The sequence below is a fragment of the Microvirga sp. genome, assembly GCF_014699075.1.
Classification (GTDB): domain Bacteria; phylum Pseudomonadota; class Alphaproteobacteria; order Rhizobiales; family Beijerinckiaceae; genus Microvirga.
On the sequence record NZ_JACXAB010000046.1, the window covers coordinates 1 to 23,380 of the forward strand.

At 64.0% G+C, this 23,380-nt stretch carries 24 protein-coding genes and 1 tRNA gene; 14 read left to right on the forward strand and 11 right to left on the reverse strand.

Features of this window, described 5'->3' with window-relative positions; all coding sequences use genetic code 11:
- Positions 1 to 151: 151 nt before the first annotated feature.
- A complete protein-coding gene (locus tag IC232_RS26625; protein WP_190847977.1) occupies positions 152 to 763 on the reverse strand; it encodes a LysE/ArgO family amino acid transporter in 612 nt (203 codons plus the stop codon).
- 94 nt (positions 764 to 857) lie between these two features.
- Here IC232_RS26625 and IC232_RS26630 point away from each other — a divergent pair, with 94 nt between their 5' ends.
- Positions 858 to 1,748, forward strand: a complete 891-nt coding sequence (locus tag IC232_RS26630) for a LysR family transcriptional regulator ArgP (RefSeq protein ID WP_190847978.1) — start codon at positions 858 to 860, stop codon at positions 1,746 to 1,748.
- Between the two features lie 179 nt (positions 1,749 to 1,927).
- Here the strand turns inward: IC232_RS26630 and IC232_RS26635 are convergent, their stop codons facing one another.
- Positions 1,928 to 2,422, reverse strand: a complete 495-nt coding sequence (locus IC232_RS26635; RefSeq protein WP_246812431.1) for a hypothetical protein — start codon at positions 2,420 to 2,422, stop codon at positions 1,928 to 1,930.
- A 122-nt stretch (positions 2,423 to 2,544) separates the two neighbouring features.
- Between IC232_RS26635 and cysS the strand changes: the two genes are divergently transcribed.
- The 5 genes from cysS to IC232_RS26660 all read left to right on the forward strand — a co-directional run bounded on the left by cysS (position 2,545) and on the right by IC232_RS26660 (position 7,650).
- Complete coding sequence (cysS, locus tag IC232_RS26640) at positions 2,545 to 4,014, forward strand: cysteine--tRNA ligase (protein WP_190847979.1); 1,470 nt, start codon at positions 2,545 to 2,547, stop codon at positions 4,012 to 4,014.
- A gap of 151 nt (positions 4,015 to 4,165) precedes the next feature.
- Complete coding sequence (locus IC232_RS26645; RefSeq protein WP_190847980.1) at positions 4,166 to 4,675, forward strand: GNAT family N-acetyltransferase; 510 nt, start codon at positions 4,166 to 4,168, stop codon at positions 4,673 to 4,675.
- Entirely contained in the window at positions 4,672 to 6,267 is a 1,596-nt protein-coding gene (gene cimA, locus IC232_RS26650; RefSeq protein WP_190847981.1) for a citramalate synthase, read from the forward strand. The genes IC232_RS26645 and cimA overlap by 4 nt, the downstream gene beginning before the upstream one ends.
- Before the next feature lie 103 nt (positions 6,268 to 6,370).
- Positions 6,371 to 6,820, forward strand: a complete 450-nt coding sequence (locus IC232_RS26655) for a DMT family transporter (protein WP_190847982.1) — start codon at positions 6,371 to 6,373, stop codon at positions 6,818 to 6,820.
- A 68-nt stretch (positions 6,821 to 6,888) separates the two neighbouring features.
- Positions 6,889 to 7,650, forward strand: a complete 762-nt coding sequence (locus tag IC232_RS26660; protein WP_190847983.1) for a hypothetical protein — start codon at positions 6,889 to 6,891, stop codon at positions 7,648 to 7,650.
- On the opposite strand, the gene IC232_RS26665 is transcribed toward IC232_RS26660, so the two are convergent.
- Complete coding sequence (locus IC232_RS26665) at positions 7,647 to 8,255, reverse strand: TIGR00730 family Rossman fold protein (RefSeq protein WP_190847984.1); 609 nt, start codon at positions 8,253 to 8,255, stop codon at positions 7,647 to 7,649. The two genes, IC232_RS26660 and IC232_RS26665, sit on opposite strands and share 4 nt — an antisense overlap.
- A gap of 129 nt (positions 8,256 to 8,384) precedes the next feature.
- On the opposite strand from IC232_RS26665, the gene IC232_RS26670 reads away from it, so the two are divergent.
- The 7 genes from IC232_RS26670 to IC232_RS26700 all read left to right on the forward strand — a co-directional run bounded on the left by IC232_RS26670 (position 8,385) and on the right by IC232_RS26700 (position 14,763).
- A complete protein-coding gene (locus IC232_RS26670) occupies positions 8,385 to 9,710 on the forward strand; it encodes a LysM peptidoglycan-binding domain-containing protein (RefSeq protein WP_190847985.1) in 1,326 nt (441 codons plus the stop codon).
- Between the two features lie 121 nt (positions 9,711 to 9,831).
- A complete protein-coding gene (locus IC232_RS26675; RefSeq protein WP_190847986.1) occupies positions 9,832 to 11,745 on the forward strand; it encodes an ABCB family ABC transporter ATP-binding protein/permease in 1,914 nt (637 codons plus the stop codon).
- Between the two features lie 55 nt (positions 11,746 to 11,800).
- On the forward strand, positions 11,801 to 12,502 hold the full coding sequence (locus IC232_RS26680) for a phosphatidylserine decarboxylase (RefSeq protein ID WP_190847987.1): 702 nt from the start codon (positions 11,801 to 11,803) through the stop codon (positions 12,500 to 12,502).
- Between the two features lie 111 nt (positions 12,503 to 12,613).
- Positions 12,614 to 13,462 (forward strand): CDP-diacylglycerol--serine O-phosphatidyltransferase, encoded by an 849-nt coding sequence (pssA, locus tag IC232_RS26685; RefSeq protein WP_190847988.1) that lies wholly within the window; start codon positions 12,614 to 12,616, stop codon positions 13,460 to 13,462.
- A gap of 184 nt (positions 13,463 to 13,646) precedes the next feature.
- Entirely contained in the window at positions 13,647 to 14,297 is a 651-nt protein-coding gene (locus tag IC232_RS26690; protein WP_312895240.1) for a Maf-like protein, read from the forward strand.
- 84 nt (positions 14,298 to 14,381) lie between these two features.
- Positions 14,382 to 14,585, forward strand: a complete 204-nt coding sequence (gene yacG / locus IC232_RS26695; protein ID WP_190847990.1) for a DNA gyrase inhibitor YacG — start codon at positions 14,382 to 14,384, stop codon at positions 14,583 to 14,585.
- Positions 14,586 to 14,687: 102 nt separating this feature from the next.
- Positions 14,688 to 14,763 (forward strand) — tRNA-Phe (locus IC232_RS26700).
- A gap of 93 nt (positions 14,764 to 14,856) precedes the next feature.
- Here the strand turns inward: IC232_RS26700 and IC232_RS26705 are convergent.
- The gene (locus tag IC232_RS26705) at positions 14,857 to 15,069 is read right to left on the reverse strand and encodes a hypothetical protein (RefSeq protein WP_190847991.1); all 213 of its coding nucleotides are present in this window, start codon (positions 15,067 to 15,069) and stop codon (positions 14,857 to 14,859) included.
- A gap of 229 nt (positions 15,070 to 15,298) precedes the next feature.
- Here IC232_RS26705 and IC232_RS26710 point away from each other — a divergent pair, with 229 nt between their 5' ends.
- The gene (locus IC232_RS26710) at positions 15,299 to 15,745 is read left to right on the forward strand and encodes a hypothetical protein (RefSeq protein ID WP_190847992.1); all 447 of its coding nucleotides are present in this window, start codon (positions 15,299 to 15,301) and stop codon (positions 15,743 to 15,745) included.
- 58 nt (positions 15,746 to 15,803) lie between these two features.
- Here the strand turns inward: IC232_RS26710 and IC232_RS26715 are convergent, their stop codons facing one another.
- The 7 genes from IC232_RS26715 to hutH form a co-directional block, all read right to left on the reverse strand.
- Entirely contained in the window at positions 15,804 to 16,595 is a 792-nt protein-coding gene (locus tag IC232_RS26715; protein WP_190847993.1) for an ABC transporter ATP-binding protein, read from the reverse strand.
- Entirely contained in the window at positions 16,592 to 17,368 is a 777-nt protein-coding gene (locus IC232_RS26720; protein WP_190847994.1) for an ABC transporter permease, read from the reverse strand. Before IC232_RS26720 ends, IC232_RS26715 begins: the two co-directional genes overlap by 4 nt.
- Before the next feature lie 91 nt (positions 17,369 to 17,459).
- Entirely contained in the window at positions 17,460 to 18,401 is a 942-nt protein-coding gene (locus tag IC232_RS26725; protein ID WP_190847995.1) for an ABC transporter substrate-binding protein, read from the reverse strand.
- A gap of 338 nt (positions 18,402 to 18,739) precedes the next feature.
- Positions 18,740 to 19,333, reverse strand: a complete 594-nt coding sequence (locus IC232_RS26730; protein WP_190847996.1) for a HutD family protein — start codon at positions 19,331 to 19,333, stop codon at positions 18,740 to 18,742.
- Entirely contained in the window at positions 19,333 to 20,997 is a 1,665-nt protein-coding gene (gene hutU / locus IC232_RS26735) for a urocanate hydratase (protein ID WP_190847997.1), read from the reverse strand. The genes IC232_RS26730 and hutU overlap by 1 nt, the downstream gene beginning before the upstream one ends.
- Positions 20,998 to 21,008: 11 nt before the next feature.
- Positions 21,009 to 21,839: an N-formylglutamate deformylase gene (gene hutG / locus IC232_RS26740; protein ID WP_190847998.1), complete on the reverse strand. Its 831-nt coding sequence runs from the start codon at positions 21,837 to 21,839 to the stop codon at positions 21,009 to 21,011.
- Positions 21,836 to 23,371 (reverse strand): histidine ammonia-lyase, encoded by a 1,536-nt coding sequence (gene hutH, locus IC232_RS26745; protein ID WP_210335518.1) that lies wholly within the window; start codon positions 23,369 to 23,371, stop codon positions 21,836 to 21,838. The genes hutG and hutH overlap by 4 nt, the downstream gene beginning before the upstream one ends.
- Positions 23,372 to 23,380 lie beyond the last annotated feature (9 nt).

A 23,380-nucleotide genomic window follows, 5' to 3' on the forward strand; every position in this document is an offset into this window, starting at 1 on the left:
TGGGATCGAGGCTGAGGAATGCCGCAACTACTTCACCGCCGCAGGATATGGATTCATCTGAACCGCCGTTGCTCTAGCGTGTACTGGATCCTCCTTCGAGACGCAGACTGCGTCTGCTCCTCAGGATGAGGTGAGAGTTGAGGAGCGTCCTTTAAGTAGGACTGTTGTTCAGCAGCAGTCTTGCGGCCGTGGCCCACATGATGACCCCGATCGCCACATCGAGGATGCGCCATGTGACGGGCCGGGCGAACAGCGGCTTCAGCAGGCGGGCGCCGAAGCCGAGGGAAAAGAAGAACACGAAGGAGGCCAGCATGGCCCCAGTGGCGAACAGTCCCTTGCCCTCATCGAACTGGGTCGAGATCGAGCCGATCAGCACCACCGTGTCCAGATAGACGTGCGGGTTGAGCCAGGTGAGGGCGAGGCAGGTGAGAACCACCCGGCTTAAGGACTCTGGGGCCGCGTCCGACGGCCTCAAGGCAGCCGATCTGAAAGCCGCCATGAAGCTGCGTGCCCCATAGGCCAGGAGAAACGCGGCGCCCCCATAGCGCAGAACCGGCTCGGCCCAGGGCACCCGCGCGCTGAGCTGCGCAAAGCCCGAGACGCCGGCCAGGATGAGCAGTGCATCCGAGATCGCGCAGGTGAGACACACGGCCAGCACATGCTTGCCGCGCAAGCCGACGCGCAGCACGAAGGCGTTTTGCGCCCCGATAGGGAGAATGAGGCTGAGGCCGAGGAAGAAGCCAGCGAGAAGAGGAGTGGTCATGTCGATGGTCCGAAGAGGAGTCGACGTTTCCTAGGCCGGGCCTTATGATTAGGACAGTTAAAGTCTCTGCTATTGGTTTAGAAAAACTAATTTGATGCTGGATTATGCCCTTCTGTCCGCGCTTGCCGCCGTGGTGCGCACAGGAAGCTTCGAGCGGGCGGCCGAGCAGTTGCACGTGACGCCATCCGCCGTTTCCCAGAGGATCAAGCTGCTGGAGGAGCGGATCGGGGCCGTTCTGGTGGTGCGGGGCCAGCCGTGTCTCGCCACCGAGGCGGGCCAGAGGCTGTGCCAGCATGTGGAGCAGGTCGCCCTGCTCGAAAGCTCCCTGCGCCAGAACCTGCCGGGGCTTCAGCCCGAGGCCCGCCCGGTCACCCTGCGCATCGCCGTCAATGCCGACAGCCTCGCCACCTGGTTCATCCCGGCGATGGCGGAGACGGAGGGCTTCCTGTTCGATCTGGTTGTGGACGATCAGGACCATAGCGCCGAGTGGCTGCAGCGCGGCGAGGTCGTGGCAGCCGTGACCTCGCACCGCAAGCCGATTCAGGGCTGCAACTGCTACCCCTTGGGATCCCTGCGCTATCTCGCGACGGCCAGCCCGGCCTTCGTGGAGCGTTGGCTGCCGGACGGGCTGGACGAGCAATCGGCCGCCCACGCGCCGTGTCTCGTCTTCAACCGGAAGGATCAGCTCCAGGCGCTCTGGCTGCGAAAAGCCCTCGGCACCGATGTGGGGCCGCCCGTCCACTGGCTGCCGTCGTCGCAGGCCTTCGTGGATGCGGCTCTTGCGGGATTGGGGTGGGGGATGAACCTGGAAATGACGGTTCAGGAGCATATCCGTGAGGGCCGTCTTGTGGCGCTCAAGCCGTCGGAGCCTCTGGAAGTGCCGCTTTACTGGCAGCAGAGCCGGATCGTCGGTCCTCTGCTGGCCGATGTGACCCGAGCCGTTCTGTCGACCGCCCGGGCCATGCTGTCGCCGATGCCTGCTTAAAAACAGGCTGATCAATCTCTAGCCTCATCCTGAGGAGCAGCGCAGCTGCGTCTCGAAGGAGGATCCAGTGCTCTCCGGAGACGCCCTGACCCTTCGAGACGGTCACTGACGTGACCTCCTCAGGATGAGGGCTTAGGGAGGAGGCCGAATGATGGGTTGAGCTCTGAACCTGGCCGGCCTTAGTTCGAGCAGGTCACCGAAACCGGCGGATCCTTGGGGCCGAAGGAGGCCTTCTGGATATTCCCCGTGATCTCGTCGGGCGAGATCTGCCGGAAGGAAACGGCCTTGGTGTATCCGTGAGCCTCGCACCAGGCGTTTGCCACAACTTGGCCACAAGCCTGGTTTCCTATGAGGCACTCCGCGACGCCATAGCCGTCGGCGGCAGGGACCATGAAGGTCGCTTCAGACGAAGAGGCCTGGGTACCATTGGGAAGCAGCGTCAGGGACGCGGCAGCAAAAAACACGGCAGTACCCATTCCGAGCATGGCAAATGCGCGGCGCATCGAAGACCTCTTTGTTTGAACTCGTGCCATTATGGCGCGAGTGTGCGTGAACAAAGCTCTAACGCGCTTGGCCGGAACCTGTTTCATGCGGTTGTGCAAATTAAACATGATTACCAATTCGGAAATCTTGACGGCTTCGGCCTGAAAAGGCATTGATGGCTTCATGAACACGGCAACGATCCTCATTTCTGGGATTATTTGCGGCTAGCGCACTTCGCTGGCTGGAGCCGTCTCGTTCTCATTCCAAGATCGAAACCACCCTCCGGCCTGCGGCCTGACAGGGGTATGGTTTCATGGCGGCCAAGCTTCGCCTCTACAACACGCTAACCCGATCGAAGGACGTTTTTCGCCCGATCGACCCTGAGAACGTGCGCCTCTACGTCTGCGGACCCACCGTTTACGACTACGCCCACATCGGCAACGCCCGTCCGATCATCGTCTTTGACCTTCTCTTCCGTCTCTTGAGACATGTGTACGGCAGAGAAGCCGTGACGTATGTGCGCAATATCACCGATGTGGACGACAAGATTAACGCCCGCGCGGCCCGGGATTACCCTGGGATGCCGCACAACGAGGCGATCCGGGTCGTGACGGGAAAGACCGAGGAGCAGTTCCATGCGGACATCAGGGCGCTCGGCGTGCTCATGCCGGAGGACGTGAACGAAGAGGGCCAGCCCCCGCGCTTTGTCGAGCCCCGGGCGACCGAGCACATCGACGAGATGCGCATGATCATCGAGCGGCTGATCGCGCGCGGCGCGGCCTATGTGGCCGAGGAGCACGTGCTGTTCTCGGTCTCGGCCATGCAGAACCTGTCTGGCGTGCCGAAATACGGCGCCTTCTCCAAGCGTTCCCTCGACGAGCTGCTATCGGGCGCCCGCGTGGACGTGGCGCCCTACAAGCGCGACGCCATGGATTTCGTGCTGTGGAAGCCGTCAGGCCCGCACGATCCCGCATGGCCGTCGCCCGCCGGCATCGCGACGCCGGGCCGCCCCGGCTGGCACATCGAGTGCTCGGCCATGTCCTGGAAACACCTGATCCAGGCCTTTGAGACCCGGCTCACCTGCGCCGACCCGATGGAGTGCGAGATCTTCGACATCCACGGCGGCGGCATCGACCTCGTTTTCCCGCACCACGAGAATGAGATCGCGCAGAGCTGCTGCGCCTTCGAGACGCCGCGCATGGCCAATGTATGGATGCACAACGGCTTCCTGCAGGTGGAAGGCGAGAAGATGTCGAAGTCCCTCGGCAACTTCTTCACCATCAACGAACTGGTGCAGGACTGGCCGGGCGAGGTGCTGCGCTTCAACATGCTGCGCACGCATTACCGCCAGCCGATCGACTGGACGACGAAGGGCCTTGAGGAAAGCGAGAAGATCCTCGATCGCTGGTATGAACTGGCGGTCAGGGGAGAGGCTGCTTCTCTCTCCGACCAGATCGTCGATGCGCTTAGCGACGACCTCAACACGCCGAAGATGCTGGCGGAGCTTCATGCTCTCGACGGGCAGGGGGCTCATGATGAGCTCGGCGCAAACCTGCGCGCCCTCGGCTTCCTGCTTGAAGGGGCAGAGGCCTGGAGGGCGCGCAAGCAGTCCGCACTGAGCGTCGATCCTGCGCAGGTCGAGGCGCTGATCGCAGCCCGCAAGGAAGCACGGGCATCGAAGAACTGGCCTGAGTCCGACCGCATCCGCGACGAGCTTGCGGCCTTGAATGTCGTGGTGAAGGACAACAAGGACGGCACCACCACCTGGGAGGTTGCGCGATGAGCGTTCTTACACCCTCCACCGTCATCCCCGGGCTTGTTCCGGGGATCCACGTCTCTGCGACGTTGTGGTTCCAAGACGTGAATGGCCGGGACAAGCCCGGCCATGACGCCGATGAGACATGTTGTGCATGGATCGAGGGAAGGACACGCTGATGGGACAGGCACTGCCCAAACCGGGACTTCGCCCCTTCCTGCCGGCCGATCTGCCGCTGCTCGTCAACATCTATGAGGAGAGCATCGCGGAGCTGACGGGCGAGGATTACAGCGAGAGCCAGCAGGAAGCCTGGATGGCGCTCGCGGAGGACGATGCCTTCGCCGAGAAGCTTAATAAGAGCCTCACGCTGGTTGCGACCGTCGAAGGCTCGCCCGTTGGCTTCATCGCGCTGAAGGACAACGAGCTGATCGAGCTGTTTTATGTGCATCCGGCCGTGGCTAGCCAAGGGATCGGCACGATGCTCTACGATGCGGTTGAGAAGCTTGCCGGCGCGCGCGGTGCTCCACGTCTCGTCGCCGAGGTGAGCGACAACGCGCTGCTCTTCTTCCAGAAGCACGGGTTTCAGCCGCAGCGCCGCAACACGGTGCCGCTCGGCGACGAATGGCTCGGCACCACCACCATGGAAAAGCGCCTGACGCCCCAGGAAGACAGGAAGTTGTCATCATGAGTCGAGACCGCGTCACCCTTTTCGACACCACTTTGCGCGATGGGGCGCAGACGACAGGGGTCGATTTTTCGCTCGAGGACAAGAAGGCGATTGCCACGCTCCTCGACCGGCTCGGCATCGATTACGTGGAAGGCGGCTATCCGGGGGCAAACCCGCTGGATACCGCCTTTTTTGCTGAGAAACGCACGAAGAACGCCAAGTTCACGGCCTTCGGCATGACGAAGCGGGCCGGGCGCTCCGTGTCGAACGATCCTGGCGTCGCGGCCTTGCTGGAGGCTGAGGCGGATGCGATCTGCTATGTTGCCAAGGCCTGGGATTACCATGTGCGCGTGGCGCTGGAGACGACGCCGGAGGAGAATCTCACGGGCATTCACGAAAGCGTCGAAGCCGCCCGCGCGAAGGGCCGCGAGGTGCTCGTCGATTGCGAACATTTCTTCGACGGCTACAAGGCCAATCCCGATTATGCGCTCGCCTGCGTGAAGACCGCCTATGAGGCGGGCGCGCGCTGGGTCGTGCTCTGCGACACCAATGGCGGCACGCTGCCGCACGAGGTGACCGCGATCGTGTCGGCCATGACGAAGGTGGTGCCGGGCGCGCATCTGGGCATCCACGCCCATGACGATTGCGGCTGCGCGGTTGCCAACTCGCTGGCCGCCATCGAGGCAGGCGCACGCCAGATCCAGGGCACGCTCAACGGCCTCGGCGAGCGCTGCGGCAATGCCAATCTCATCACGCTCATCGGCGCTCTGAAGCTGAAGGACGGTTATGCCGCCCGCTTCGACCTCGGCGTCACCGACGAGACGTTGGGCCAGCTCACCCATGTGTCGCGGCAGGTGGACGAGATCCTCAACCGGCAGCCGAACCGCCACGCGCCTTTCGTGGGCTCAAGCGCCTTCGCCACGAAGGCAGGCATCCATGCCTCTGCGGTGCTCAAGGATCCGCGCACCTACGAGCATGTGGAGCCTGAAGTCGTCGGTAACGCGCGCAGGGTTCTTGTATCGGATCAGGGCGGTCAGTCGAACATCCTGGCCGAACTCAAGCGCTGCGGCTTCGAGCTGGAGAAGGGCGATCCGCGCATTGCCCGCGTGCTCGATGAGGTGAAGCGAAAAGAGGCGGAAGGCTTTGCGTTCGAAGGTGCGGATGCTTCGTTCTACGTGCTGGTCAAGCGCATGCTCGGCGAGGTGCCGGCCTTCTTCGACGTGGAGCGCTTCTCCGTCAATGTGGAACGTCGGTTCAACGCGGTCGGCGAACTCGTCACCGCTTCCGAGGCCATCGTGAAGGTGCGCGTCGGCGAAGAGGTGCTGATCTCGGCCGCCGAGGGCAACGGCCCGGTGAACGCGCTCGACGTTGCGCTGCGCAAGGATCTCGGCAAGTACCAGCACCTGATCCAGGACCTGGAGCTCGTCGATTATAAGGTGCGCATCTATCAGGGCGGGTCGGATGCGGTGACGCGCGTGCTGATCGAATTCGCGGACGGAACCGGCGAGCGCTGGACCACCATCGGCGTCTCCCCCAACATCATCGACGCCTCGTTCCAGGCGCTGACGGATTCGATGATCTACAAGCTGCTGAAGGGCGGGGCGACGCTCTAAGAGAAACCAAACTCAACCGCATCCTGAGACGGCGCGCAGCGCCGTCTCAGGATGCGGTTGAGTGTAGATTGACGTCCTTGCAACGCGCTCATATGGCGACCTTATGAACACCGCAATCCTCCTGCCGCTCTTTGGCATTCTCCTGGGCGGCGTCTTTCTGGCCTCGCAGGCTCCCATCAATGCCGCGCTGGCGAAGTCGCTCGGGGATCCGGTGCTGGCCGCCTGCATCTCGTTTGGAATCGGTTTCGTTGTCTTAGCCGTTCTCAGCGCCGTTCGTGGTTCCTGGCCCTCAGCCAGCGGCATGGCCGCGGCACCCTGGTGGTCCTGGCTCGGAGGGCTTTTGGGCGCGTTCTACGTCGCCGTCGTAATCTGGGGCGTGCCGCAGCTCGGCGTGGTCAGCACCGTGGCGGCCCTGATCTTCGGGCAGGTCGCGGCGGCGCTGGTTCTCGATGCCGTTGGAGCGTTCGGCCTTCCCGTCCATGCGATCACCTGGCAGCGGCTACTTGCGGCAGGCATGATCCTGGGCGGCCTCGTGCTGTCGCGCACGGGCTAGCGCTCAAAAGGCGGTATGCTGCAGAGCATCCCGGGGGAGCGCACCCGCGTTCGCAGAAGGATTGTTCGATGCTCAACGTCCTGGTTCTCTCGGCGCTGCTCCTGATCGGCTGTGTCCATGGCGCCCAGGCTGACGAGGAGACGTCGGACCTGCGCCTATGCCCGAGCTGGTCGGTGAACGTGGAGACCAACCTTGTGCTGTGGCAGGCTGTTGAAGCGGCCTATCCGGCTGCGACGGTGGACTACAGCCGGGACGCACCGGATCGTCCGCCGTGCATCTCCCCTTACACGGTTCTGACCTACGGCACGTTCATGGTCCTGATCACGCTCGCCGGAGAGCCCGGAGAGGCTTGCCACGGATGCGGCGCACAGGTGGGCGCCGTCTTTCTCCAGCGTGACGGAGGCGCTTTGACAGTCACAGGGAGGCACGACGGATTTACCGAAGCCGGCACCTTCGGAGACCTGATGGCGGTCGCCTCTTTCCGCCTAGGATCCCAGGACGGGCTCATCGTCGAGGCGGGCGGTACATTCCAGGGCTATAGCTCCAGCGCGCTGATCCCGTTTCTGATCCGGGGCGGCCGGATGAAGCCCGTTGGCCCGGAGAACGGGATCTCGTCCGGCGATTCCGATTGCGGTGTGCGCGATGGCCCATGCCGGGATGTCAGCGGATCCTGGCATGCGGACGGCAAGCGTCTCATCGTTCGCTATCTTGGTAAGCGGGCCAACGGCACTCCGGTCAACGGAAGTGTTGCCTACGAAATGAAGAGGAGTTCCCTCATCCTTGTTTCAGGGCGCAGGCTGGCCACCGAGATGGAGAAGAGCCGCCCTTAAAAGCGGCTCTCGATGGCTTCCTCATTGCTCACGATGCCGACACGCCGGGCGGCGTTCTCCAGCATCGGGATCACTTCCTCGATCCGCTCGGCCACAAGGTAGTTGAGCTCAAGTCCCGGGCGAATGAAGCCCTGCTCGCGCATGTGGGCGATGAGGGTGAGCAGGGGCTTCCAGAAGCCCTTGGTGCTCAGCATCAGGATCGGCTTGGTGTGGCGGCCGAGCTGCGACCAGGTCATCTGCTCGACGAGCTCCTCCAGGGTTCCGATGCCCCCGGGCAGAGCCACGAAGGCGTCGGCCTTCTCGAACATCAGCCGCTTGCGGGTGTGCATGTCCGGCACGACGAGAGTTTCCTGCACATCGTCGAGGAGCTTCTCGCGGGACTTCAGAAATTCCGGAATAATCCCTGTGACATAACCGCCATGGTCGAGGACGGCTTGGGCTACGGTGCCCATGAGGCCCACATTGCCGCCGCCATAGACGAGGTTGATTCCCTGTTCGGCCATGAAGCGGCCCAAAGCCGCCGCGTTCTCAGCGAAAATGGGATCGTCTCCGAAACCGGAGCCGCAATAAACACAGATGGATTTGATCGGTTTGACAGATGACATGGGCATTTCGGGGAGGCGGGGAGCCCCCCTGGCTGAGTTGTAGAGCATTATTTTGTCCTTTATGGCCGTAGCCTTTTGAAAGATAAACGGATTAAATGGCGGAAAGTGCCGCGTTTGAGAAAAAGCATCATGGCGCATCCGAAAGAGTTGAAGGGCACGATCGCGCTTCTCGGCGCTGCCGCCGCGGCCGTCGTCGCGGTGCTCCTCGGCGTGCTTTACTGGTCCTGGTCAGGAAAGCCTGAAAGTTCGCAGAACGCAGCGCCCGCTCACACGGCGCAGCCGTCCGTTCCGCCGGCACAGCCCGCGCCCGGCCAACAGCAGGCCGCGGCCAAGCCCCCAGCGCCCAGCGAGGCGCCCCCGGCACAGGCCAAGGAAGCCTCTATCGTTCCATCCTTCGATGTCGTGCGCATCGAGCCGGACGGGGAGAGCGTCATTGCCGGCCGCGCTGCTCCCGGCGCTACGATCGAGCTTCTCCGGGGCGACCAGGTCCATGCCCGTGCCGCAGCCGATGCGTCGGGCCTCTTCGCCATCGTGCCGCCGCCCCTGCCGCCCGGGTCGCACCAGGTGGTTCTGCAATCCATTGCGCCGGATGGAACGCGCCAGCGCTCCGCCCAGGCCGTGACGGTGGTCATCACGGACGGCAAGACCCGGCCGCTGGTAACCCTGACCTCGCCGGACTCCCCTACGGTGGTCCTGTCCAATCCCGAGCCGCCTGTGGCCAAGGTGGCTGAGGCGCCAAATCCCGTAGCCAAGCCCACCGAGCCTGCCGCGTCTCCGTCCTCCCAGCAGCAGGCGGGTGTTGCTCCGGCTGTCTCCCCGCCGGCACCTGCTGCGCCCGCGGCTCCGTCCGCTGCCCGGCCCGAGATCAAGATCGTGACAGTCGAAGCGGAGGAGGGGAAGCTCTTCGTGTCCGGGCAGTCATCGCCGGGGGCTACGGTTCGGCTTTACATCAACGAGAGCTTCATTGCTCCCGGCGGAGCCGGTGGCGACGGCAAGGTCTCTTTCTCCATCGCCAGCGGCGTGAAGCCCGGCGACTATCGGATCCGTCTGGACGATGTGGACCCGGTCTCCGGCCAGGTCAGGTCCCGGGCTGAGGTCGGCTTCAACGTGCCGGTTCAGGTCGCCTCGGCTCAGCCGCAGGCTCCTGCCGCACCGGCTCAGCCACGTATGGCCGGCTCCCCGGCGACGTCTCAGCCGCAGACCTCGCGTGACGTGGCCTCGACGCTGCCGCAAGGGCAGGTGGCCGATGCCGGCACGGTGGTGATCCCCAACATCAATACCGCCATCGTGTCCCGCGGCGACAATCTCTGGCGCATCAGCCAGCGGATTTATGGCAAGGGCCTGCGCTACACGGTGATCTTCGGCGCGAACCAGGAGCAAATCCGCAACCCGAACCTGATCTATCCCGGTCAGGTGTTCGTGCTGCCCGGTGAGCAGGAGCCCAAAAGCAACTAGCTCGGGCAAGTAGCTCAGGCAGGAGCCTGACCCGGCTGCACAGGTCATTTGCCTGGGCAGGGTGAATTCGCCCGGCTGATCGCCTATATCGAGGTCCAGATTTCGATTGGATCCTCAGCCTATGCCTTCCTCCACCGCCGTCCCGACGACTGGCGCAGCCCGACCCGAGTCGAGCGGCTTGGCCGCAACCTGGAAAAAGCTCTGGCCCTATATCTGGCCCCATGGCCGGCCGGACCTCCAGCGGCGTGTCTTCCTGGCCTTCGGCCTGCTTCTCGTGGCCAAAGGCGTCACGATGGTCACGCCGTTTGCCTTCAAATGGGCCACGGACGCGCTGGTCGCCGTCACGAGCAGCGGCAATCAGGCCACGGAGGTCGCTGCCACGGCTGGGTCCTGGATCTGGAAGGCGCCGATCCTTCTGACGGCGATTTACGGCCTAACCCGCATTCTCATGGCGGTGCTCACGCAGGTCCGCGATGGCATCTTCGCCAAGGTGGCCATGCATGCGGTGAGGCAGCTCGCCCTCCAGACCTTCGAGCACATGCATCGCCTGTCCCTGCGCTTCCACCTGGAGCGCAAGACCGGCGGCCTGACCCGCGTGCTCGAGCGCGGTCGCGAGGGCATTGAGGAACTGTCGCGCCTGGTGGTGCTGACACTGCTCCCGACGATTCTCGAATTCGTTCTCGTGCTGGGCCTGCTCGCGTGGGAGTTCAACTGGGTCTATTCGGCCGTCGTCTTCGTGATGGTGGTGGTCTACCTCGCCTATACCTACAAGGCGACCCAGTGGCGGATCACGATCCGCAAGCAGATGAACGACTCGGATACGGACGCGAACACCAAGGCGGTGGACTCGCTCCTGAACTACGAGACGGTGAAGTATTTCGGCGCCGAGCAGCGGGAGGCCGCCCGCTACGACCGCTCCATGGCAGGCTACGAAAAGGCCTCGACCCAGACCTACACGTCGCTCGCCGTGCTCAATGCCGGCCAGGCGGTGATCTTCTCCATCGGCATGGCCATCGTGATGGTGCTGGCCGCGCGAGACATCATGGCAGGCAACGCCTCTATCGGCAGTTTCGTGCTGGTCAACGCCATGCTGGTGCAGCTCTACATCCCGCTGAACTTCATGGGCATGCTGTATCGCGAGATCAAGCAGGCGCTGATCGACATCGACGACATGTTCCAGATCATCGACCGCAACCCTGAGATTCAGGACAGGCCGGGCGCCAAGCCGCTCCAGGTCGAGCAGGCGGTGGTGCACTTCGAGGACGTGCATTTCGCCTATATTCCGGAGCGGCCCATCCTGAAAGGTGTGACCTTCGAGGTGCCGGCCGGGCACACGGTCGCCATCGTCGGCCCGTCAGGCGCGGGCAAATCCACGATCTCGCGCCTGCTGTTCCGCTTCTACGAGCCCAGCAGCGGCCGCATCCTCATCGACGGGCAGAACATCGCCGACGTGCAGCAGGCCTCCCTGCGCAAGGTCATCGGCATGGTCCCGCAGGATACGGTGCTGTTCAACGACACCATCGGCTACAACGTCCAGTATGGCCGCTGGGATGCGACGCCCGAGGAGGTGAGGGAGGCCGCGCGCCTGGCGCAGATCGACCGCTTCATCGGCCTCCTGCCGGAGGGCTACGATACCCCCGTGGGCGAGCGCGGCCTCAAGCTCTCAGGCGGCGAGAAGCAACGCGTGGCGATTGCCCGTACGATCCTCAAGGCGCCGCCGATCCTGGTGCTCGATGAGGCGACCTCGGCCCTGGACACCTTCACCGAGAAGGAGATCCAGGACGCCCTCGACCGGGTCAGCCGCGGCCGCACGACGCTCGTGATCGCCCATCGGTTGTCCACAGTCATCGGCGCCGACGAGATCATCGTCCTCGATCATGGACGGATCGTCGAGCGCGGCAACCATGCGACCCTTCTGGCCCACGGCGGGGTCTATGCCGCCATGTGGAACCGCCAGCGCGAAGCCGATCAGGCCCGCGAGGCCCTCAAGCGGGTCGAGGAAGAGGAACGCAGCCCTGAGAGCGTGGCAGGTTGACAAGAAGCGCTCCCGCCTGCCATCCCCACGCAAACCTTCTTAAGGCTATGAAAAAATGACCGATGTCCTGGAATCGATGCGCCGCATCTTCGTGCCGATCCACAAGGAGGGCTATCCCTTCATCCTGATCGCGCTGTTTGCGACGATCGTGCTGGCCTGGCTCTGGTCGCCCCTCGGCTGGATCGGCACCATCCTGACCGTGTGGGTGTGCTACTTCTTCCGCGATCCGCCGCGGGTGACCCCCGTCCGCGAGGGTCTCGTGGTGTCTCCGGCCGACGGCCGGGTGAACCTCATCACCACGGCGGTCCCTCCGGCGGAGCTCGACCTGCCGCCCGAGCCCATGACCCGGATCTCGGTGTTCATGAACGTGTTCGACTGCCACGTGAACCGCGCGCCGGTCACGGGGCGCATCACCCAGATCCTTTACACGCCGGGCCTGTTCCTCAATGCCGAGCTCGACAAGGCGAGCGAGGACAACGAGCGCAATGCCCTCGTGATCGAGACGGCAAACACCAAGATCGGCGTGGTCCAGATCGCCGGCCTTGTGGCGCGCCGCATCGTGTCATTCGTGAAGGTCGGCAATCACCTGAGCACCGGCGAGCGCTTCGGCCTGATCCGGTTCGGCTCCCGCCTGGACATCTTCGTGCCCCTCAACGCCCAGGTCCTCGTCGGCCTGGGGCAGACGGCGGTTGCGGGCGAGACGGTGCTGGCAGACCTTACCGCCAACGAGCCTGCGCGGGAGTACCGGGTCGGGTAGGCCATTTTCGCGGCAACAGGGCTTTAACAGAGATCGGAGCCGTTCCCATGATAGGGGAAACAGTTCCGATCTTGGTTGCCGGTTAAGCTGGCACCCCCTAGATGTCATGGCATGAGCGATCTTTTCCCTCCCTTCGCCCCCGATCCGAACGAGCCGCGCAAGCGGCTCTTCAAGCCGGTTCCGGTGCGGGTCATCATTCCGAACATCATCACCCTGATCGCCCTGTGCCTCGGGCTCACCGCGATCAGGCTGGCCTTCGAGGGGCGCTACGAGCCTGCGGTCGTGGCCATCGTGGTGGCGGCGGTGCTGGACGGGATCGACGGCCGGGTGGCGCGCATGCTCAAGGGTACGTCCCGGTTCGGCGCGGAGCTCGATTCGCTGGCGGATTTCGTGAATTTCGGCGTGACGCCGGCCCTCATCCTCTACAGCTTCCTGCTGAACGAGCTGAAGGCGATCGGGTGGATCGCCGTGCTGGTCTTCGCCATCGCGATGGTGCTGCGTCTCGCCCGGTTCAACGTGATGCTGGACGATCCGCACCGGCCCGAATGGAAGAAGAACTTCTTCACCGGCATGCCGGCGCCGGCAGGGGCGCTGACCTCGATGCTGCCCCTCTATCTCTCGTTCCTCGGCGTCCCCATGGGGAGCGCTGCCGCTCCGATTGCGCTGGTCTACCTGCTGGGCTTGGCCTTCCTGATGGTCTCCACCATTCCGGTCTATTCGGGCAAGACCATCGGATTGAGGGTGCCGCGCCACTGGGTTCTGCCGATCTTCGTCCTGTCGGCGGCCGTCTTCGGGCTCCTGGCGAACTTCCCCTGGGAGATGCTCACCGCCATCACGGTGCTGTTCTTAGGCTCGATCCCCTTGAGCGTCATGCGCTACCGCCAGCTTGACCGCGCTCATGCCGCGCAGGCGGCACAGCCTCAGCCGGCAAGCTCGGAGCCGGAGCCGCCGGCGGCTTGATTCAAGTCCTGCCGGTGCCATGTTGTCACCGGATCTAGCCTTAGAGCATCGTGCGGAAAAGTGGATCCGGTTTACCGCACCAACGATGCTCTCATGTATAGAAGAAGCGTCGGATCGATCCCAAAAGTGCAAATCCACTGTTGGGTCCGATGCTTTAGTGAAATCCCGGAGCGTGGAGAGAAAAGTGGCGTCGTCTTCAGAGGTGTCGAATCCCGCAGCGCGCTCGAAGCTCGTTCTCGCGTCCGCCTCGCCGCGCAGGCTCGCCCTGCTGCAACAGGCCGGCATCGAGCCCGACGCGCTTCTGCCGGCGGACGTGGACGAGACGCCCCTGAAGAACGAGAGCGCCAAGGAACTGGCCAAGCGCCTGGCTCGCTCGAAGGCCGAGGTGGCCCGCCGGGTCGCCCGCACCCGCGATGACCTGAAGAACTCCTATATTCTCTCGGCCGATACGGTCGTAGTGGTCGGCAAGCGGGTTCTGCCAAAGGCCGAGGTGGCCGACGAGGCCGCAGCATGCCTGCGCCTGCTTTCGGGACGCCAGCATCGGGTCTACACGTCCGTCTGCCTGATCACTCCCAAGGACACGATCCGCGAGCGTTTCGTGGAGACGCGAGTGCGCTTCAAGCGCCTGTCACGGGACGAGTTCGAGCGCTACCTCGCCGCGGGCGAGTGGCGCGGCAAGGCCGGCGGCTATGCCATCCAGGGATTCGCCGGCACCTTCGTGGTCAAGCTCGTCGGTTCCTACACGAACGTGGTCGGGCTGCCCCTTTATGAATCCGTTGCCCTGCTCGACGGGGAGGGCTATCCCGTCCGCTTCTCCTGGCTCGACGCGGCCTAACGCTGTTCCCCACGCCTCGCCCAGATCTTGCATCGGGCGGAAACAGCAACCACGTTGCAGCTTGCGAAGGAAAGGAGGCGAGGGATGAACGCCGCCAACGAGAACAAGCCCCAGGCCTCGGCCGGCAAATGCCCGATCTGCGGCAAGCCCGCAGAGACGCAATATCGCCCGTTCTGCTCCCGGCGCTGCGCCGACGTGGACCTGAACCGCTGGCTGACCGGCAGCTATGCTATCCCGGTCGTTGAAAGCGAGCCGGACGACCCGGACAAAGACCGCCGGGAGACGTGACCCGCTTCGTTTCGCATTTTTCTCCTCCGACCCGCTGGACAGCGGGTCCTAGTCTGACTATACACCCCTCCACGACGCGCACGGCCCTGCCGCGCATCGAATGCCCAGGTAGCTCAGTTGGTAGAGCATGCGACTGAAAATCGCAGTGTCGGCGGTTCGACTCCGTCCCTGGGCACCATTTCCTTCCCTCTGAAATGTTGAAGCCTTTGATCTGCGCGCTGATGGCCCAGCTGTGCGCTGTGCTAGGCTTGAAGCCTGCAGCACCAGCGGACTAGGAACGAGGCTTCACGCGAGCCATCACGGTTGGCTGCTCCGGTGCGAAAGCTTTGATGGCCCCGCCGAAGACGGCGCCGATCAGAAGCCCGCTGATGACGATCGGCGGCAATTGCCGCCAGTTGATCCTTGGCCCTGGTACAAGCCCGCCCACGGTATCAGCCTCCTCATCCTCAGCCGACCGATCTCCCACACAGACATCTTTCCGCATGAAATAATCGTCGGACACCTGCACACCTGCGCTGAGCTGATGGTCGGAAAACCCGGCATCCCTTCAACGGAAGGATGATGCTCACCTGCTCCTGCGCCAAGCTACCACACGGCTGAAGAGAAAAGACTGGTTTTTCCATTACCTCAAAGGAGGTACACAAAGCCTGCGCCAGGCCCAAAGGTGGGCACATTTCTAGTCCTAATGGGCAATGGCGAAGTGGATGCAGCCGATGACCGATCTGAAATCATTGAAGGACCTCATCCGTCAGACGTGGCGGGACGAGGAGATGACCTCGGCGGCCTGCTACGGCATCGATGCCTATGCGAAACGCTGGCCCTTCGTTTATGCGGTCAATGACTGGGATGTGTGGGACGACAGGCAGACCAGCCTGAAGCCCGAGGTTGTCGCCTGGCTGGAACAGCACGGAGGCGCGTGCGACTTTTACCACTTGGCCGATGCCTGGGGCCTTGTGGGCTTCAAGAACCCGAAAGCGGCGAGCCATTTCAAGCTGCGCTGGTCCGGTGTGCTGAAGGCCATGCCCTCGTCAGGCGAGGCTTGGAATCCGCACCCGCACAACAGCTCCTTTGCTCCAGCTCCTCACGAGACTCCCGCCCAATCCCGCCAGAACCAGCGTGCCACGGGCTTAAGGCTGTCGCCCGAGAGGGCTCGCTCCTGAGGCGCAGCTCGACCTCTAGGGACCCTGTCTCATCATAATCCTGAGACCGCCGGAAGCGTCAATGCACGCCTTCCGCCTGCATGACCTCGACGCGGATCTCTTCCGTCAGCTGCGCCTTCAACTGTGAGAACTCAGGCGTCGTCTTCATGGTGTAATGCCGCGGGTGCGGCAGGTCGACGGGGATGTCGGCCTTGATGCGGCCAGGGCGGGCCGACATGACGATGACCCGGGAGGCGAGGAAGATCGCTTCCTCGATATCGTGGGTCACGAAGAGCACGGTCTTGCGCTCGCGCTCCCAGATGCCGAGCAGCAGCTCCTGCATCAACCCGCGGGTCTGATTGTCGAGGGCGCCGAAGGGCTCGTCGAGCAGCAGAATCTCCGGATCGTTGGCGAGCGCTCGGGCGATGGCGGTGCGCTGCTGCATGCCGCCGGAGAGCTGCTTGGGGTAGTGGTTCTCGAAGCCGCGCAAACCGACTTTTTCGGTATAGGAGGCGACGATCTCCTGGCGCTGCGCTTTCGGTATGCCCTTCTCGCGCAGGCCATAGGCGATGTTCTCTGCGATCGTGAGCCACGGGAACAGGGTGTAGGACTGGAACACCATGCCGCGATCGGCCCCTGGTCCCTTGATCTCGCGACCGTTGAGCATCACGCGCCCGTCCGTTGGACGGTCGAGGCCCGCCACGATGCGCAGAAGCGTCGACTTTCCGCAGCCGGATGGGCCGAGGATGGTGATGAAGTCGTTCTGCGCCACCTGCAGGTTCGTGGGCTCGAGCGCCCGCACGGGCGCGCCGCCGCGCACGCCGGGAAACACACGCGAGACGTTGTCGATCTGGAGGATCGTGCCGCTCATGCGAGCCTCCACGGGAAGAGCTTGCGGTTCACGGCTTTGAACAGGAAGTCGGAGATGAGACCGATGATGCCGATGATGATGATGCCGAAGATCATCTGGCCCGTGGCGAGCAGCGCCTGACTGTCGATGATCATGTGCCCGATGCCGGACGACGAGCCGATGAGTTCGGCCACAATCACGTATGTCCAGGCCCAGCCGAGCACGAGGCGCAGGATCTCGGCGATTTCCGGCGCATTGGCCGGGATGAGCACGCGCTTCACCACGCCTTGGTCGCTGGAGCCCAGCGTGTAGGCAGCCTCGACGAGATCGCGGCGCGTGTTGCCGACGGCCACCGCCACCATGAGGATGATCTGGAACACCGAGCCGATGAAGATCACAAGAAGCTTCTGCATCTCGCCGATGCCGGCCCAGAGAATGAGCAGGGGTACGAAGGCGGAGGCCGGCAGGTAGCGGGCGAAGGACACGAAGGGCTCAAGGAACGCCTCGAAGGATTTGTAGGCGCCCATCAGGATGCCGAGGGGCACAGCGATGGCAGCCGCGAGAATGAACCCGCCCACCACGCGCCAGACAGTGATGCCGATGTCACCCAGGAAACCGAAGCGCGTGAGCAGCAGCCAGCCGTCCTGCAGCATGGTGATGGGATCGGCCAGGAAGGTGCGCGACACGAAGCCGCCCAGCGTCGCGAAAGCCCATGCCGCCACGAAGAGGATGAAGAAAGAGATGCCGAGCGTGACGCGCGTGCCCTGGCTGACCGGTTCGAGAGGACGAGGCATAAGAAATCTGCTCTGCGATCCGGTCGTTTGCTCCGGACGGCGCTTGTGAAGAATGAGGCGGCCCGCAGGAGGCGGGCCGCCGGAAGGATCGTTACTGGATGAAGCTCGTGTCGGCCAGGGCTTCCATATCCGGCTTCTGCTTGATGATGCCGGTCTCGAGCAGCAGGTCGGCGGCCTCGGCCGAGAAGGTCTTGAACTCGCCTGCGAAGAACTTCTTGTTGGCCTCGCGGTCCTGCCAGCGCAGGAACTGAGCCGACTTGCCGAAGGCCTCCCCCGTCTGCTTCACGTCGGCGCCCATGATCTCGTAGGCCTTGGCCTGATCCTTGGCGATCATGTCGAGCGCCTCGAAATAGCTGTCGGCCAGGGCCTTGGCGGCCTTCGGATTATCCGCGAGGAACTTCGGCGTGCAGCCGAAGGTGTCCATCACGGCCGGGTAGTCGAGGGTCGTGGCGATGATCTTGCCGGACTGAGGTGCGGCGCGCACGGAAGAGAGATACGGCTCGTAGGTCATGGCCACATCGTTCTGGCCGGCGATGAAGGCCTGCGCGGCCGGGGCCGGTTCCATGTTGACCACAGTCACGTCCTTCACGGAGAGACCGTTCTTCTTCAGCATCCAGGAGAGCACGAAGTAAGGCGACGTGCCGGGCGCGGAAGCTGCCACCTGCTTGCCTTTGATGTCCTTGATGGAGCCGATCTCGTTCCTCACCACCATGCCGTCCGCGCCGAAGCTCTTGTCGAGCTGGAAGATCTGCTTGGTAGGCACGCCGTTGGCGTTCCACACGATCCAGGTCTCCACCGTCGTGGCGGCACATTGGATGTCGCCGGACTGGATCGCGAGGTGGCGGCTCGCCTGCGGCACCTTCTTGATCGTCACGTCGAGGCCGTTCTTCTTGAAGATGCCGGCTTCCTTCGCGAGCGTCAGGGGCGCGAAGCCCGTCCAGCCCGAGATGCCGACAGCCACCTTCGTCTCCTGCGCCGAGGCGGATCCTGCCGCCAGCGCCAACACGGCCAAACCACCCAATACCGCCTTCATTGCAGCCTCCGTTTCAAGTTCCCTGGCTCATTGTGCCGACCGGACCTTCTGGAAGTTCCTGGTTCCTCACATCGGGCATTTTTGTTCGAGCGTCCGAATGGCACCATGACGAAGCGGCAATGTCAAATGTATAGACATTATTCTCTGCCATTGTTTTGGGCACCATCGGTTGAAAAATGCTTTTTAAAAGTCTGACCAGTGGGTGATGCTCTCGCCCTGAGCCCTCATCCTGAGGAGGTGCGTCAGCACCGTCTCGAAGGACGAGGGCGCCTCCAGAGAACACTGGAACCTCCTTCGAGACGCAGACTGCGTCTGCTCCTCAGGATGAGGCCAGACATTTATGAGCCAGCCCTCTCAGGTTGGTCCGGCGCGATCTCGACGAGGATCGCTCGACCGGTGCCGGAGAGCAGGATCAGATCCTGCGTGGCCTCCAGCATGAGCGCGTCGAGCACCTGAAGCGAATGGATCGTCGAAGCGACCATCACGTCGAACGGCCCATCGAGCGGCACGAGAAAGGCGATGCCGGTCTCCTCCGCCAGCAGCGCCACGCCCGACTCCACGAACCGCGTCCGGTGCCGGAATTGCCCGCGCCGGGTCATGACGTTGAGGTCGCGGATCGGCCCGGACAGGAGCCGCCCGGTGGTGATCTCGTCGCCGGAAAAGGAGAGCTTGGGAGATGTCCTGTCGAGCCGAAAGGCGACGCCCTCCACGTCAAGCTCGATGCCGTCACCCTCCACCACGATCAGCGTGCGGTCGACCTCCGGGAAAGCCGAGAATGGCCCGTCCGAGGCGACATCAGCCATGCTGACGCGCCATCCGAACGTGTCGAAGCCGGAGCCTTCCGGAAAGGCTGCGACCTCTGCGGTCGTGCCCCCGCCGTTCTTCCAGGGAACGCGAACGAGATCCTCGTTGCGGATGACCGTTGCTTTCATCAGCCCAGGCTCGGCAGGTTGAGGCCGTGTTCGCGGGCGCAGTCAACCGCGATGTCGTAGCCCGCATCCGCATGGCGCATCACGCCGGTCGCGGGATCGTTCCAGAGCACGCGCTCGACGCGCTTGGCCGCTTCCGGCGTCCCGTCGCAGACGATCACCATGCCGGAATGCTGCGAGAAGCCCATACCGACGCCGCCGCCATGATGCAGCGACACCCAGGTAGCGCCAGATGCGCAGTTGAGCAGCGCGTTCAGCAGCGGCCAATCGGAAACCGCGTCCGACCCATCCTTCATCGCCTCGGTCTCACGGTTCGGGCTTGCGACGGAGCCGGAATCGAGATGGTCGCGGCCGATCACGATGGGCGCCTTGAGCTCGCCCTTGGCCACCATCTCGTTGAAGGCGAGGCCGAGGCGGTGACGGTCGCCAAGGCCCACCCAGCAGATGCGTGCCGGCAGGCCCTGGAACTTGATGCGTTCCTTGGCCATGTCGAGCCAGTTGTGCAGGTGCTTGTTGTCCGGCAGCAGCTCCTTCACCTTGGCGTCCGTCTTGTAGATGTCCTCAGGATCGCCTGAGAGCGCGCACCAGCGGAACGGCCCGATGCCGCGGCAGAAGAGCGGGCGGATATAGGCGGGCACAAATCCCGGGAAGTCGAACGCGTTGTCGACGCCTTCTTCTTTCGCCATCTGGCGGATGTTGTTGCCGTAGTCGAGGGTCGGCACGCCGGCCTTGTGGAAGTCGAGCATGGCGCGCACGTGCTCGGCCATCGATTCCTTGGCGGCATGCTCCACAGCCTTGGGATCGGTCTCGCGCTTGGCCTCCCACTCAGCGAGCGTCCAGCCCTTCGGCAGGTAGCCGTTGATGGGATCGTGCGCCGAAGTCTGGTCCGTCACTGCATCGGGCCGGATGCCACGCCGGTAGATCTCCGGGAAGATTTCGGCGGCGTTGCCGAGGAGGCCGACGGAAACTGGTTTCTTGTCCCGGCAGGATTGCTCGATGATCGCCAACGCCTCGTCGAGGGTGTCGGCGCGCTGGTCGACATAGCCTGTGCGCAGGCGCATCTCGATGCGGCTCGGCTGGCATTCCACCGCAAGGCAGGAGGCGCCGGCCATCGTGGCGGCGAGCGGCTGCGCGCCGCCCATGCCGCCGAGGCCGCCGGTGAGGATCCAGCGGCCGGAGAGGTCGCCGTTGTAATGCTGGCGGCCCACTTCCACGAAGGTCTCGTAGGTGCCCTGCACGATGCCCTGCGTGCCGATATAGATCCAGGAGCCGGCCGTCATCTGGCCGTACATTATGAGCCCCTTGCGGTCGAGTTCATGGAACTTGTCCCAGGTGGCCCAGTGCGGCACGAGGTTGGAATTGGCGATCAGCACCCGCGGCGCATCCGCGTGCGTCCGAAACACGCCAACCGGCTTGCCCGACTGCACGAGCAGTGTCTCGTCATCGTTGAGGTTTTTCAAAGCCGACACAATGCGGTCGAAGCTGTCCCAATCTCGCGCGGCACGGCCGATGCCGCCATAGACCACGAGCTCGCCGGGCTTCTCAGCCACCATCGGATCGAGGTTGTTCATCAGCATGCGCAGGGGCGCCTCCGTCAGCCAGCTCTTGGCGGACAGTTCGGTGCCGTGGGGAGCGCGGATCACGCGGGCGTTGTCGATGCGGGTCATGGAACGGATCCTCAGGCTTTGGATTGCGCGAAGGTGAGACAGGTTTGCAGAATGAGCGTCAGGGCAGCGCGCATCGGTGCGGCATAGGCCTCGCCGTAAGGCGTTGGCCACTCGCGTTCGGCGACAGGTCCAAGCGGCTCGCGCATGTAGCCACGGCAGGCAAGCTCCATCTGCACCGCGTGGACGCCAGCCTCAGGCTTGCCGAGGCTGCGCGTGATATAGCCGCCCTTGAAACGGCCGTTGACCACATGGCTGAAGCCGCTGCCGACGCAGATTGTCTCGATGGCATCGCTCAAGGCAGGAGCGCAGGTGGCACCGCCGTTGGTGCCGATGTTGAAGTGAGGCAGGGTGCCGTCGAACAGGCGGGGGATCACCGAACGGATCGAGTGGCAGTCATAGACCACCACGTTGATGTGCCGGGCTCGCAGGCGCTCGATCTCGACGTTGAGCGTCGCGTGATAGGGATCGAAGAAGCGGGCGCGGCGCTCGGCGACCTCCGCCGACGTGGGCTCCGTGCCCGGCTCGTAGAGCGGCTCGCCATCGAACGTGGTGGTGGGGCACAGCTCCGTCGTCGCCTGTCCCGGATAGAGCGAGACACCGGACGGGTCGCGGTTTACGTCGATGACCGTGCGGGAGATCGTTGTGCGGATCACCGTCGCACCAAGACCGGCTGAGAAATCATAGAGCCGCTCGATCCACCAGTCGGCATCCTTGCGCGCCAGCCAAGGCGAGACGAGGCCGCGTTCGTACTCCACCGGAATGTCGGTGCCGGTATGCGGCAGGCTCACCACGAGCGGCGCGTCCCCACGGATTACCGTAAGCCAGTCACTGGATTCGCTCATGCGGCGACCTCATCCGTCACGAGCGGCAGCACATCGCCACCAGCCGCATCGGCCAGCGCACCCGAAGCAACGAGGGCAGTCGCCACTTCCATCTCGGGCGCCATGTGCCGGTCGTCATCGAGATGCGGAATCTGCGCGCGCAACAAGGCACGTGCGCGCTCCAGGCGCTCGCTCGATTGCATCGGCGCGTGGAAGTCGCAGCCCTGAACGGCGGCGAGGTATTCGATGCCGATGACATTGGCAGTGTTCGCCGCCATGGGCAGGAGCCTGCGCGCGCCATGGGTCGCCATGGACACATGATCCTCCTGATTGGCGGAGGTCGGGATCGAGTCCACGCTTGCCGGATAAGCGCGCTGCTTGTTTTCGGACACGAGGGCTGCGGCCGTCACCTGCGGGATCATGAAACCGGAGTTGAGGCCGGGCTTCGGCGTGAGGAAGGCGGGCAGGCCTGAAAGGGTCGGATCGACCAGCATGGCGATGCGCCGCTCGGCCAGCGAGCCGATCTCGCAGAGCGCCATGGCGATCATGTCGGCTGCGAAAGCCACGGGTTCGGCATGGAAGTTGCCGCCGGAGATCGCCTCGCCCGTATCCGAGAACACGAGCGGATTGTCGGAGACGCCATTCGCCTCGGCGCCGAGCGTTTCGCCCGCCTGGCGCAGCAGGTCGAGCACTGCGCCCATCACCTGCGGCTGGCAGCGCAGGCAGTAGGGGTCCTGCACGCGTTCGTCGTTGGTGAGGTGCGAGGCGCGAATCGCGCTTCCCGCCATCAGGGCACGCAGGGAGGCCGCCACCTCGATCTGCCCGTGATGGCGGCGCAGCTTCTGGATGCGCTCGTCGAACGGTCCGTCCGATCCCTTGGCCGCATCAGTGGCGAGTGCGCCGGTGATGAGAGCGGCGCGGAACACCCGCTCGGCTTCGAACAGGCCTGCGAGCGCGAGAGCGGTCGACACCTGCGTTCCGTTGAGAAGAGCCAAGCCTTCCTTGGGCCCGAGCACCAGCGGGGTGAGGCCGGCTCGCGCAAGAGCCGCCTCCGCCTTCACGCGCACGCCATCGACGACGAACTCGCCGACGCCCATGAGGGCTGCGGTCATGTGGGCCAGCGGCGCGAGATCGCCTGAGGCGCCGACGGATCCCTGGCCGGGAATGACCGGGATGAGGTTCGCCTTCAGGCAGGCTGTCAAATGGTGGATGGTGGACCAGCGCACGCCTGAGGCGCCTTGTGCAAGGCTCGCGAGCTTGAGGGCCATGACGAGCCGCACGACAGATGGCGGCAGCGGCTCGCCCACGCCGGCAGCGTGCGAGAGCACGATATTGCGCTGGAGCGTCGCGAGGTCGGCGGTGCCGATGCGAACGCTGGCGAGCTTTCCGAAGCCGGTATTGATGCCGTAGACCGGATCGCCCTTGGCAACGATGGTCTCGATGGTCTTTGCGCTGGCCTCGATAGCCCGGCGGCAATCCTGATCAAGGGCAATGTCAGCCCCGAGATAGACGCTGCGCCAGTCGGCCAGCGCGACGGAGCCGGGGTGAAGCATGATGGGTTG